The 11,894-nt window shown below is 50.3% G+C and carries 11 protein-coding genes; 5 read left to right on the top strand and 6 right to left on the bottom strand.

What is annotated here, in order from left to right; translation table 11 throughout:
- Nucleotides 1-877, bottom strand: an 877-nt coding sequence (locus ACQY8X_RS14245; protein ID WP_428035805.1) for an MFS transporter, incomplete at its 3' end; no start/stop codon positions are given.
- A gap of 281 nt (nt 878-1,158) precedes the next feature.
- Between ACQY8X_RS14245 and ACQY8X_RS14240 the strand changes: the two genes are divergently transcribed.
- Entirely contained in the window at nt 1,159-1,341 is a 183-nt protein-coding gene (locus ACQY8X_RS14240; RefSeq protein ID WP_428035804.1) for an RSP_7527 family protein, read from the top strand.
- Nucleotides 1,342-1,365: 24 nt separating this feature from the next.
- On the opposite strand, the gene ACQY8X_RS14235 is transcribed toward ACQY8X_RS14240, so the two are convergent.
- Both ACQY8X_RS14235 and ACQY8X_RS14230 read right to left on the bottom strand, forming a co-directional pair.
- The gene (locus ACQY8X_RS14235) at nt 1,366-1,743 is read right to left on the bottom strand and encodes a nucleoside-diphosphate sugar epimerase/dehydratase (RefSeq protein WP_428035803.1); all 378 of its coding nucleotides are present in this window, start codon (nt 1,741-1,743) and stop codon (nt 1,366-1,368) included.
- 13 nt (nt 1,744-1,756) lie between these two features.
- A complete protein-coding gene (locus ACQY8X_RS14230; RefSeq protein WP_428035802.1) occupies nt 1,757-2,185 on the bottom strand; it encodes a GlcG/HbpS family heme-binding protein in 429 nt (142 codons plus the stop codon).
- A 197-nt stretch (nt 2,186-2,382) separates the two neighbouring features.
- On the opposite strand from ACQY8X_RS14230, the gene ACQY8X_RS14225 reads away from it, so the two are divergent.
- A complete protein-coding gene (locus ACQY8X_RS14225; protein WP_428035801.1) occupies nt 2,383-2,724 on the top strand; it encodes a DOPA 4,5-dioxygenase family protein in 342 nt (113 codons plus the stop codon).
- 68 nt (nt 2,725-2,792) lie between these two features.
- Nucleotides 2,793-3,278, top strand: coding sequence for a cyclic nucleotide-binding domain-containing protein (locus ACQY8X_RS14220; protein WP_428035800.1), 486 nt, complete (start codon nt 2,793-2,795; stop codon nt 3,276-3,278).
- Nucleotides 3,279-3,371: 93 nt separating this feature from the next.
- On the opposite strand, the gene ACQY8X_RS14215 is transcribed toward ACQY8X_RS14220, so the two are convergent.
- The 3 genes from ACQY8X_RS14215 to ACQY8X_RS14205 are packed head-to-tail and all read right to left on the bottom strand — an operon-like array spanning nt 3,372 to nt 5,807.
- Complete coding sequence (locus ACQY8X_RS14215) at nt 3,372-4,418, bottom strand: succinylglutamate desuccinylase/aspartoacylase family protein (protein ID WP_428035799.1); 1,047 nt, start codon at nt 4,416-4,418, stop codon at nt 3,372-3,374.
- A gap of 6 nt (nt 4,419-4,424) precedes the next feature.
- On the bottom strand, nt 4,425-5,342 hold the full coding sequence (gene rimK / locus ACQY8X_RS14210; protein WP_428035798.1) for a 30S ribosomal protein S6--L-glutamate ligase: 918 nt from the start codon (nt 5,340-5,342) through the stop codon (nt 4,425-4,427).
- A gap of 12 nt (nt 5,343-5,354) precedes the next feature.
- Nucleotides 5,355-5,807, bottom strand: a complete 453-nt coding sequence (locus ACQY8X_RS14205) for an ATP-dependent zinc protease family protein (RefSeq protein ID WP_428035797.1) — start codon at nt 5,805-5,807, stop codon at nt 5,355-5,357.
- A 444-nt stretch (nt 5,808-6,251) separates the two neighbouring features.
- On the opposite strand from ACQY8X_RS14205, the gene ACQY8X_RS14200 reads away from it, so the two are divergent.
- Nucleotides 6,252-7,985: an autotransporter assembly complex protein TamA gene (locus ACQY8X_RS14200; protein ID WP_428035796.1), complete on the top strand. Its 1,734-nt coding sequence runs from the start codon at nt 6,252-6,254 to the stop codon at nt 7,983-7,985.
- 2 nt (nt 7,986-7,987) lie between these two features.
- On the top strand, nt 7,988-11,869 hold the full coding sequence (locus tag ACQY8X_RS14195) for a translocation/assembly module TamB domain-containing protein (protein ID WP_428035806.1): 3,882 nt from the start codon (nt 7,988-7,990) through the stop codon (nt 11,867-11,869).
- Nucleotides 11,870-11,894: the final 25 nt, after the last annotated feature.

Raw genomic sequence — 11,894 nt, 5'->3', positions numbered from 1 at the left:
CAGCTAATGGCAGCAAGCTGATACTCAAGCCAAGCAACACCAGACTGGCAATAAAGATCGGCTTACGCCCAATCCGGTCACTCAGAGTACCTGCCGGATAAAACAGCAGCGTATCAATCATGGCCCCTGCGGAAATCGCGAAACCAATACTGGTTTCATCCAGCATCAGGGCAGCCCCTGTCAGAGGCAGCAGAAGCGCTCTGGAAGAGCGCACCAGCATTAAAGCAAATGATGCAACCCCCGCCGTCAAAAACACCTTACGGTTATCGACAAGAGCGTTTCGCAAAGCCACAACACTATGACTGTCATGCTCCTGAGGTGTGCTATAGGGAATCCAGCGCACAACAAACACCACCACCAGCAACGAACTGAGAGCAAACAGCCCCAGTGTCACCTGATAGCCCTGCGCGGCGATCAGAAGGCCAGCCAATAGTGGGCCGATAACATTGCCCAGCCTGATAGTGCCAGCAGACAAGGCCATCACCCGGCCCCGCTCCTCAATAGAGGATGCATCGGTGATAAAAGAGATTCGTCCCACCAGCCAGCTCCCGTGGGCTAACCCAAGAAACAGTGCCGCTGAGGTTAAGACAGGCATTATTGGAAACAGAGACATCAGCAGCAATGCCACAACAGAGCCAAGCGCCGCACCGAGCATAACCCGTTTGTCACCAAAACGGGCCAGCAGCAGACCTGCAGGCAGATCAGCAAGCATCATCCCGATACCTTTCAGACCGATAATCATCGCTGATTGAGCCAGCGTTCCCCCAATTGCTAACACATAGAGAGGCAGAACAACCAGCATCGCCTGCTGGACAATGGATACAATGGCAGAGGGACAAACCACTGGCAGGAAAAATTTACGCAGTATTCGGGACACGAAAAGCAGCCTGTGAATGACGAGAAAAACAGTGAATTGGATCACTGGAGCGAATCGATCATTATAAAGAGAGGGTTAGGTGAAAACGAATCACTATATTGCCATAGTAATAGAATAATTCGAATGACTTAAGATCCCATTGCATTGAGATCTATTTTTATCGATCTCATCACTATATCAGATGAATTTTTCTAAACTATAATCCAAGAATTACTCGTTTGTCCTTTGTTATACCAAAGTCTAAAATCACTCCTGAGTTAAACATTCCAGAGAGTATCACCATGAACAAACACATCTATATCGACCAATCTGCTGAATATGATCTGAATAAAATCATTGCTGAAGCGGATCAGTTACGTGCAGAGTATCTGACAGAGACTTTGTCTTATATCGCTAAAAAACTAACCAGTTTTCTTTCTGCTGAACTGCCTAAATTCATTCCAGGTCCACTGGCTCACCGCTGAGCGAGCCAGTCTCCTGCCCTCGCGTTAACGCGACAGATACTGGCCAATCACGCTGATCTGTTCATCAGGTGTCAGCAACCCATTCAGGACTATATCGTCCGCCGATAATTTTTTAAGTGCGATCAGGCACCCACTATCTGGCTGCCAGCCCTCACCCTCAAATCTCAATATTCCATCAACACGATGCTTTTTTGTCAGTGCTAACAACTCACTGGGATAGTGTATTTTTGCCCCGTTCATCCGGTTCAGATGATTCCAGGGCTCTTCATCGATATAGGCAATTATCTGATAACCACCGGCAGCCAGTAGCGCTTTGGAGAGGTTATGACTTGAGTAACCGATACCGATAATAATCAGTTTTCTGATGTCAGTTTTTCTCCAACGAGCTATCCAGCTAAACACTCTGCCCCCCAGATCAGGGCAGCGCATTAAACGCTTCAACACCCGCCTCAGCGCACGCTATGTCATCCGGCACTTTACCCCCGGATACACCGATGGCTCCGACCACACTGCCATCCAGCAATATCGGCAAACCACCACCAAACAGTGCCACCTTGTCATGTTGCGCCAAACCATTAGCCACGATGGGCCGCCCCTCCAGTATCTCTGCCCACTTCTCAGTCGCTGTCCTGAAGTTGGCAGCGGTGTACGCTTTTTTCTCCGCAAAATCCATCGCAGGCATGGGAGCACCAGGCTCTCGCAGGGAAACCAGGCGGTTACCCGCCGTATCAACCACCACCGCAATCATTTTGAAGCCAAGCTCATTTCCTTTACTGATAGCAGCCTTGGCAACTACCAGAGCCGCATCCAATGTCAGTGATGCCTGCACATGGGTCTTTTTCATCGTATATTCCTGCTAATCCTGTAGCCAACTCACGTCGAGAGGCTGATTATACGCTTAATCGGCCATACAGGATCGCAGATACAGACATTTTTAGCCTATCTGTTTTCTTTCTGTTGTATTCAGTTTTACGATAACAATTGCGTCAGAAAATTACTTTAATCTATGATCTACCGCTGCCAACAAACACAGGAAGAGTTATGACCCAGCCATCTTCAGTAATTTCAGCCTATCATGCACATGTCTATTTTGATTCTGCCAGCCTCAAACAGGCTGAAGAGTTTTGTGAACAAGCCCGCACGACACTGGGTGTCACGATGGGCAGAGTTCACCAGAAACGGGTAGGCCCTCACCCTGAGTGGAGCTGTCAGCTTTCATTCAGCGCCGAACAAATTGGTGAAGTGCTTCCCTGGTTAATTCTCAACCGTAACGGTCTTACCCTGTTTATCCACCCTGTTACCGGCAACGACCTTGATGACCATACTAAATATATTATGTGGCTGGGTGACAGCAAACCACTTAATATTGAACAGTTCCTCTAACAATCATTTCACCTAAGCAGCAGATCTGTACTAGGCTGACCTTAAACGGCTCAATTATTCAGTAAGCGATGAAAACAATAACTCCAGAGGCCATTCATAACCGCCTCCCTCAGGAAACCATTCGCCAGGGCTCTCTTTTTGGAGCACTCTCAGATGACTGTATCAACTTTGTTCTCGAAGAGGGGCGCATACTTGAGCTTGCTGAAGGCGAAAAGGTGTTTAACAGTGGGGACAAAGGTGATGCTTTCTTTGTTGTTCTGGAAGGTAATCTAAGCTTTGTTAAGCTCCACAATGAGCAACGCTACAACACCCGTGATATTAGTTTTGGTGAAGAAGTAGGTTTTGTTGCGATGATTGCACTTCAAGATCACGCAGGCTACGCCATTGCAAACTGCGAAACTCGTGTACTGGAAATCAGTTCAGATCTGTTTGCCCGCATCCATGAAAACTACCCATTTGATTTCGGGATTATCACCTTGAATCTGGCCCGGGATATGGCAAGAAATATTCGTAAACTCAGTAATGAACTGGTTAAGAACGCCATCAAGTACTAAGGGGGGAAATCAACGATTATTGCGCAGAACAATCTTGCCATCAGCGCAATAAAAAACTTTAAAAAACAAGTCTAAGCAATTAAATTATATAGATTAAAACTCAAAATCTTCCGGCATCTGCTGGGCTTCAATCTCTTCTGTAATCCGTTCAACCTGTTTTTCAGCAGCGAGACTGCTCGCTTCAAAACGGGCCAGGTGATAGAGCGCATCACCCTCATTGACCACCGGAATATTATTCTGTCCGATGATAATTCCTGAGTTAGGCGCTATAACCTCCTCTTCATGCGTACCAAAGGGCGAGGCAACAATCCCCATCTGCTGTCCTCTGCTGACACGCTGCCCGACAGATACTACAGAGCGGAAAACCCCATCGGAATTGGTGCGAATCCAGGCAGATGAGTTCGCTACGACGGGAGCCAGGGCTTTTTTGGTTTTCTTCAGTTGCGGTAACATTTTCAGATAACGCACCACATTCAATACGCCACGAATTCCGCCGCGAATAGCTCTGTCATCAAACCGCAGCGCCTCTCCCGCTTCATAAAGAATCAGCGAGATACCCGCTTCATCGGCGCACTGACGCAGAGAACCATCCCGGAGCTTTGAATCAATAATCACCGGGGCGCCAAACGCATTAGCCATCTCCTTGGCTATAGGGTTATCCAGATTAGCCCTGATTTGTGGCATATTACTGCGATGAATCGCCCCGGTGTGCAGATCAAGTACATGAGTACAGTGACTGAGAATCTGGGTGCGGAATATGTAAGCAATCCGGCTCGCCAGAGAGCCCTTCTCGCTGCCGGGAAAGCAGCGATTCAGGTCACGCCGGTCTGGCAGATAACGGCTCTGCTGAATAAATCCAAAGATATTAACCACCGGAACAATAATCAGGGTTCCCGCGATACGATGCAAAGATTTGTACTTCAGTAACTGACGACAAATCTCTACACCGTTAAGTTCATCCCCATGAATGGCAGCACACACCATCAGTGTTGGGCCGGAACGACGCCCATGGATAACTTCAATATCAAGATCCAGATGGGTATTGGTATACAGGCGCGCCAGATCAACATGAATTGTTTTACGTTCACCTGGCTTTACAATACAACCGGCAATCTCTATTGGACGGTTCAGCAAAGGCACGGTCGATTATCCTTTTCCGCGGGTACGGGTACGGGTTGAATGCTTTTTAGCGGCAACGCTCTTCTCAAGAAAGTGGATAATACTCGCGGCCACATCTTTACCGGTCGCGCGCTCCACCCCCTCAAGACCGGGGCTTGAGTTTACCTCCATAACCAGAGGCCCCCGCTCTGAGCGCAACAGGTCGACACCGGCTACATTCAACCCCATGGTTTTCGCCGCCAGAACCGCCGTTGCCCGCTCCTGCGGAGTAATTCTCACCAGCGAAGCAGAGCCTCCGCGATGCAGGTTGGAGCGGAACTCGCCCTCTTTGCCCTGGCGCTTCATTGCCGCAACCACTTTATCGCCGATCACCAGACAACGAATATCTGCCCCTCCGGCCTCTTTGATGAACTCCTGCACCATGATATTCGTTTTCATCCCCATAAAGGCTTCCAACACACTCTCTGCCGCCTTACGGGTCTCTGCCAGTACTACACCAATGCCCTGAGTTCCCTCAAGCAGCTTGAGCACAACCGGTGCGCCCCCGACCATATCTAACAGATCGGGAATATCACTGGGTTTGTTGGCAAAACCAGTAATCGGCAAGCCAACCTTCTTCCGCGATAACAGCTGCATTGAACGCAGTTTATCCCGCGAACGGCTGATGGCGACTGACTCGTTCAGAGGGTAAACATCCATCATCTCTAACTGACGCAACACTGCCGTTCCGTAGAAGGTGACCGACGCACCTATACGTGGAATAACCGCATCAAACTTACCCAGATCAACCCCTTTAAAGTGAATACTCTGCTCTTCGGAGTTGATATTCATGTAGCAGCGCAATACGTCCAGCACTTTCACCTCATGCCCAGCGGCCTCTGCGGCTTCAATCAGACGGCGGGTGGAATACAGCGATGAATTACGGGATAAAATAGCAATTTTCATTAAAAAACCTTATTACTCTGACGAGTGTATGCGGTGCGAAGTTAAGTATGCTCCCTCAGGATCTATCAAAAAACGGCCGTTCATTGCCGTTCTTCCCAGTAACATCCTAAAACGCATGGTATCTCTATTTGTCAGTGTCAGCTCTATAGGATAGCGCTGATCACCGATTACAATGTCTGTCTGAACTACATAACGCTGACTCTGGTGACCTCCGGAATCGGTAACAGTACGAATATCTTTAACAGGCGCCTCACAGGTCACCACCCTTTCAAGATCATACTGATCAGGATGGACATCAAAACTGACCCAATCCTGACCATTTTTTTGAAAAGGCTCGACCCGAAAAGTATGCAACGCAGAGGTGCGTGCCCCTGAGTCGACTTTCACCTTGATCTGCTCAATCCCCAGATCGGGCAATGAAGCCCACTCCCGCCATCCTATAATAGGTTTACCGTCTGTACTCAAGATAACGCCTCCCTTGCAAATCAGCGAATTGAGTATGGCCTGTAACCCCGACCTAAGCACTCAACTACACCCGACATACTCTGAATTGACAGTTGGTGCTTTCGCCGATGACGATATACACCATTCTCAACCAAACCGATAGCCAACAGATGAAAGTTGTTCAAAAAACTGCATAATCCATCCGTTACTTCCAATACCACTGTGCCATAAAACTTTATCTGCTGAAGAGGGTCAACACAAATAGTGTTCACACCACCTCAGCATAGAGCCATGCTTCTGCTGAAACGCAGTCTTTCAGGGGTGTCGACAGCGACACCAGCAAGACTCCGGTCACCGCTCCAAAACACTGAACACTGAGAGTTGATTTTTGAATTGCAGTATTAATAGCAATGTTACCCGGTATAATCGTACCCTATGCTTTCTGCCCGCACCTGACAATGGATTATGACTCTGACACGCCTGATCTTCCTGATACTACTGAGTAGCATCCCTTTTCACCTCCATGCAGAAAACCTCAGCATCTCAATTGATGGGGTCAACGCAGAACAGGAAATGAATATCCGTAGCGTTCTGAGTATTGAACAACTCAACAACCAGGAGGTTACTAACCTCAGCCGGTTACGTTATCTGCACAACCAGGCAGAAGATGAGATAAAAACAGCACTGCAACCATTAGGCTTTTATCAGCCTCAGATAACCGCAGAGTTGAATAAAACCGGCCAGAACTGGAGTGCTCACTACAGTATCATCCCCGGAAAACAGCTATTGATATCGAAATTTGATCTCCAGCTAAACGGTGCAGCCAGTGACGATAGTGCATTCAGACAGCTGTTAGCCAACACGACACTGAAGCTGGGTTCACCGCTGATACACAGTCAGTATGAACAGCTAAAAAAGCAGCTCAGCTCACTAGCCGTTGAGCGCGGCTACTACCAGGCAAAACTGACGCTTCATCGTGTCGAAGTAAACCTTGCTGACTATTCCGCAGCCGTGATGCTCCACTTTGATAGTGGCCCCCGTTTTAATATCGGAGAGATCACCTTTGCGCCAAACCCCTTTGACGATGACTATCTCAAGTCATATGCAACATTCTCGCCCGGTGATCCGGTGCAGAACAGTAGTCTGATCGACCTGCAATCAGCCCTGATCGACAGCGACTATTTTCAGCGTGTTGAAGTGCGTCCCCTGTGGAACCAGATGAGTGACACAGAGGTCCCCATATTTGTTGATCTGGAAGCAAATAAGCGCACTAAGTACCATGCCGGTCTCGGTTATGGTACCGATACCGGTGCCAGAACCAAATTAGGGATGACCAAGCGCTGGGTAAATCATCAGGGGCATCAGTTCAACACCCAGTTGCTGGCCTCTGAGATAATCACCAACCTGTCTGCGGAGTATTCAATTCCCGGCAAAAATCCCCGTGAAGACCGCTACGCCATCCTCTTCAACATGATGGATGAAAAGTCTGACAGCGTTGAAACCCAAAGCTACTCCATCGGCATCTCCAAACAGCAACAGCGAGGGCGCTGGCAACAGGTTATTGCGCTCAATTACCAGCAGGAGGAATCCACTTTTAGCGGTGTCACCGATACCACTAATTTCCTTATTCCCCAGATAACCTACAGTACAATATCAACCCGAGACCGCTTACGTATTCAGAACGGTTATAGCCTGTCAGCACAACTCCGTGGCAGCAGCCAGACACTGCTGTCATCAGAGGACTTTGTCCAGGTGCGGCTGAACGCAAAAGGGATATACAGCCTGAGCAAAAACATTCGTTTGCTGGGCCGCACTGAAGCGGGCACAACCTGGGTCGATGATTTTGATCTGCTACCCGCCAGCCTGCGTTTTTTTGCTGGAGGTGATAACAGCGTCCGCGGCTATGATTATCAGAGTCTTGGGCCGCGTAATGCCAGTGGCGATGTTATTGGCGGACGTAACTTGCTGGTCGGCAGCGCGGAAGTCGAATACCGTTTCAAAGAGGATTGGGGAGTCGCTGCATTTATCGACAGCGGAAACGCCTTTGATGATGCGGATGTCAGCCTGCATACCGGCATTGGTATCGGTCTGCGCTGGTTCTCTCCCGTCGGTCCGGTGCGCCTTGACCTCGCCGTGCCACAGGATAATGGTGACAGCAATAGCGTGCATCTGCACTTTAATCTGGGGGCTGATCTGTGACCATGCCCAAGGCGACATCTCAGCCTCAATCCCAGCCAGGAGAGCAACAGCGCCCCCGACGGAGCGTTGTGCGTCGCCTCACCACCGCCCTGCTTGCACTGACCGCCCTTGTTTTTATCCTGCTAATCGCTGTGTTTTTCTATTTTGCGGCAACCACCAGCGGTTTGCAGCAACTGATCTCGATCAGTCAGCCGTGGCTGCCCGGCCAACTACAGATCCAGCAGATCAACGGCTCGCTACTGAATAAACCGGATCTGCGGCAGATCACCTATACTCAACCGGAGTTAACCCTGTCTGCTACTCATGTCTCGCTGGACTGGCAACCGGCCGCCCTGCTGTCCGGTAAATTACATATTATTCAGCTGACTATCGAAGAGCCGTATATTACCCAGGCTAACGCTGCCCCCCCTCCTGAGGACACTGCAGACAGCCCGGTATTAGCGGATATCACCCTGCCCGTACAGTTACAGATCGACGCTCTCAACATCCACCAGCTAACACTGGCAAGCTCGACGGCCGCAGGAAAGCCTGCGCCAGCAACGCAAATCTCAAAGATTTTGCTCAGCCTTCATAGTGATACTGACAACCTGATTCTCGACCAACTGAGTGTGACCGCCCCCCAGGCCAGTATCGACATTAACGGACAAATTAAGCCCAGCGGGCTATTTCCCGTGCAACTGAACACCCGGTGGACAGTCACCCTGCCGGAGCAACAAGCACTGTCCGGGCAAGGCACGATAACAGGAACACTTAAAGGCGACAAAAATGCTCTGGCGGTACAACAGACCCTCACCGGCCTGCTTAATACCCGCCTCTCTGCGACACTGGAAAATCTGCTCGAAACACCGCAGGGCGAGCTCAGTCTGAATGACATTAACACCGAGTTGGGCCAGTTTACCCCTGAGCTATCCGGCAGTAACCTTAGCGGCTCAATTAACGCGCGGGGCAGCAGTGACAATGCCAGCCTGAACAGTCAGCTACACACGACTCTGCCGGAGATGGGGGACGCTCAACTATCACTCAGACTGCACCTGAAAAATAATATTCTGCGAATCCAGCAACTGGAGTTGATACAAACTGCCCCGCAAACCATCAATAAGCATGATAACCACCAAGGCTTAACACTCACACTGCAGGGCGAAGTTGCTATAGCAAACAACCCTGTCAGCTTTGACATTAGCGGCCAGTGGCGTAATCTGCACTACCCTCTGACGGGGAGCGCCGCCTATACAAGTCCTGCAGGCCAGCTACAGATCAGTGGCGATCTGCAACACTATGAGTTTAGTATCAGCACTTCCTTGGCTGGCGCCAACATCCCTTCTGGGCAATGGACACTCACTGGCAACGGCAACGACCACCAGCTAAACCAATTGCTGCTCAACGGCAACACCCTTGAGGGTGCCGTACAGGCCCGCGGTGGTCTAACCTGGCAACCCGGGTTAAGCTGGCAATTTAATGTCTCAGGCGAGCAACTGAATCCAGGTAAGCACTGGTCTGAATGGCCCGGAAAACTTAGTTTTCAGGCGTCGGTTAACGGAGTGCAGCCTGCGGAGAAACCGCTGCAGCTTGAGCTATTACTTCAGTCGCTCAGTGGTGAACTGCGCAACGAAGCATTAACCGGCAGCGGCACTTTCAGACTGAATGGTGAACAACTGGCAATCCCCCTTTTGCGTCTGCAGGTAGCCACGACCGAGATAACCGCAAGTGGCACCCTGGACGAAAAGCTGAACCTGTCCTGGGGTGTTCACTCTCCTGATTTAAACCAGCTTCTGCCCAGTTTACACGGCAGCCTTAATGCAGCAGGCTCGCTGAGCGGTACAAAGGATATTCCTCATCTGATCGCCAAACTTGATGGCCAGAATCTGGCATTTAATACAGATCAAGCGGCATCATTAACCGCCGACCTGGATATCGACCTGAGCACATCCGCCCTCTCACATGTTCAGTTATCAGCCTCGCAGCTTAGTATCGCCGGTCAGCACTGGAAGCAGCTTAGCATCGACGGACAGGGAACAACCGATCAGCACACCCTGACATTACAAACCCATGAAGGGCCTGCAGATCTGCAACTCAGCCTCAGCGGCCGCTGGCAAGAGGCACAATGGAGCGGCAGTGTAGAGCGGTTGAACCTGATGCAGCAGGAACTGGGCAGATGGCAGCTACAGCAACCGGTAGCACTGCAACTGAGCGAGAACCAGGCGCAACTGAAAACCCTGTGCCTCGAATCAACGGCTAAGCAGAACAGCTCACTATGCGTCAGCGCTAGCTGGTCAACTGCGGCGGGTATTCATGGTGCACTTGATACCCAGCGACTCTCATTAACCCATCTGGCCCCCTGGGCTCCCAATCAAAGTAAGCTGCAAGGCTATCTGCAGGCCAGCATGACATTTTCTCAGGCGCCCAATAAACCGCCTAAAATGAAAGGAGCGGTACTGCTCAAAGACGCTGAACTGCTGCTTGAAGAGGATGATCTGCAGATTATCGCAGACGTAATCACTATCAACCTTAACAGCCAGAACAACCAGCTGCAGGGGGATATCCATATTCCCCTGCAACAACCAACAGGTCAGCTGAAAGCTCAGATCAGCATCAATAATCTGAACGCCAAGCAAAATCTCCAGGGCAGTCTTGATCTGGCATTGGATGATCTTAAATTTATCTCCCTGTTTACACCTCAACTTCAAGCAATAACCGGTAGCATCAATTCAGCAATGTCGCTTGCCGGTACTGTCGACCGCCCTGTTGTAGAGGGCCATCTGACTCTCAGTGATGCGACGGCTGATCTGCCAGCCGTCGGTATCAGGCTGGAAGGTGTCAACCTGTCCGTTATTGGTAACCCCGGCAGTAACACACTGCAGCTTAAGGGAGAGATGCGCTCCGGCAATGGGCCAGTCGCGCTTAACGGGCAATACAACCCGGTGACAGATAGTGGCGAGATTTCGCTTGAGGGCAATCGTTTTCAGGCCGTGGCGACTGAAGAGATTCAGGCCTGGATCTCCCCATCAGTCAAATTAAATATCGACCCTCAACAGATCAGGTTACAGGGTGAGATCAAGATTCCTGAAGCCAAAATACAACCTCCTGATATCCAGGCTTCTTCGCCCATATCTGATGATGTGGTGATTATCGATCCGTCTGCAGAAACGCAAACAGCCGTCGCCAAAAAACGCACACTGGATACCCAGCTGAGGATTACTCTGGGCGATAAAGTCTATCTTGACGCGCTTGGATTTGAAGGACGTTTACTGGGCAGCATTCTGATTGAAGATGATGAGCGCCAGGTAACCCGGGCGACCGGCAGCATGCAGGTCGCTTCTGGCCAGTACCGACTCTATGGACAGGATCTGAACATCGACCGGGGCAGCCTGGTCTACAGCGGAGGTCCGGTAGACAACCCCGGGCTTGATATGAGAGTGTCCAGGGTCGTCGGCGAGGTAACCGCTGGCGCCAAGGTTTCAGGAACCTTGAATGAACCACGGCTAAGCCTGTTCTCTGACCCATCAATGCCAGAAAGCAGTCAGCTGTCCTATCTGATGTTCGGTCATGCCCCCGGCGAGGGTGGCAGCTCGATGACCGAACAGGAACTGCTATTCAAAGCCGCCTCAGCCTTGACGCTTAAGGGCGGCAACACCGTTGCCGAACAGATCTCTGAGACCTTCAATATCGACGAACTGGGAGTTGCTGGCGGTGACACCGCCACCGATACATCTCTGTATATCGGCAAATACCTCTCCCCCCGTCTGTATGTGAAGTATGGCGTTGGTCTGCTGGAACCAACCCATACATTCTTTATGCGCTATAAACTGAATGATGCCTGGAGCGTGGAAACGCAATCAGCTACGCAACATAACGGTGGGGATATTATCTACACGATAGAGCGATAATTCGTGGTTTTCGCTCGTTTATGTT

Source organism: Amphritea sp., from assembly GCF_050300915.1.
Lineage (GTDB): Bacteria > Pseudomonadota > Gammaproteobacteria > Pseudomonadales > Balneatricaceae > Amphritea.
The sequence above is the reverse complement of the archived record's forward strand: the minus strand, read 5'-3'. Positions and strand labels throughout refer to the sequence as shown.

What these genes read in the sequence shown, in the direction of transcription:
- ACQY8X_RS14195 (WP_428035806.1), top strand. Translation starts at nt 7,988, where the DNA reads ATGCCCAAGGCGACATCTCAGCCTCAATCCCAGCCAGGAGAGCAACAG.
- ACQY8X_RS14240 (WP_428035804.1), top strand. Translation starts at nt 1,159, where the DNA reads ATGAACAAACACATCTATATCGACCAATCTGCTGAATATGATCTGAAT.
- ACQY8X_RS14225 (WP_428035801.1), top strand. Translation starts at nt 2,383, where the DNA reads ATGACCCAGCCATCTTCAGTAATTTCAGCCTATCATGCACATGTCTAT.
- rimK (WP_428035798.1), bottom strand. Translation starts at nt 5,342, where the DNA reads ATGAAAATTGCTATTTTATCCCGTAATTCATCGCTGTATTCCACCCGC.
- ACQY8X_RS14220 (WP_428035800.1), top strand. Translation starts at nt 2,793, where the DNA reads ATGAAAACAATAACTCCAGAGGCCATTCATAACCGCCTCCCTCAGGAA.
- ACQY8X_RS14230 (WP_428035802.1), bottom strand. Translation starts at nt 2,185, where the DNA reads ATGAAAAAGACCCATGTGCAGGCATCACTGACATTGGATGCGGCTCTG.
- ACQY8X_RS14200 (WP_428035796.1), top strand. Translation starts at nt 6,252, where the DNA reads ATGACTCTGACACGCCTGATCTTCCTGATACTACTGAGTAGCATCCCT.